1 protein-coding gene is annotated in these 499 nt (G+C 42.5%); it reads left to right on the top strand.

Features of this window, described 5'->3' with window-relative positions; genetic code table 11:
* On the top strand, positions 1–458 hold a 458-nt coding region (locus EI164_RS16695; protein WP_192521073.1), incomplete at its 5' end, for a DDE-type integrase/transposase/recombinase.
* Positions 459–499: the final 41 nt, after the last annotated feature.

Genomic DNA, 499 nt, shown 5'->3' with positions numbered 1-499 from the left:
ATACCGCTTTTATTATTGATGTGTTTGCTCGCGCTATCGTTGGCTGGAAAGTATCTAATCGCATGAATACCGATATGGTGATGGCGGCGTTAAATCAAGCAATAGCAGATAGAAACTATCCCAAAGATGTGATTCATCACAGTGATCGAGGGGTTCAGTACTTATCTATTCGCTATACCGATAAGATGACGGACTCTGGAGTGATTGCTTCTGTTGGTACAACAGGCGACTCTTATGACAACGCATTGGCTGAGACAGTTAACGGGCTTTATAAGTCTGAGGTGATTGAATATCTAAAAGAACAATGGCATGGCGTGAACGATGTTGAATTAGCAACCCTTGAATGGGTGGACTGGTTTAACAAAACACGACTGCATAGCACGATTGGATATGTGTCACCTTTTGAATTTGAAAAGCGGTATTATGATAATTTAACCCTGTCAGGCATTGCTGCCTGACTCAAGTAAATCACTCTCCGATATAGTCGGGGCGGTTCACT

It is taken from the genome of Psychrobacter sp. FME13, from assembly GCF_014861395.1.
GTDB lineage: Bacteria > Pseudomonadota > Gammaproteobacteria > Pseudomonadales > Moraxellaceae > Psychrobacter.
Note: the sequence above shows the minus strand (reverse complement) of the source record. Positions and strands in the feature narration are given on the sequence as shown.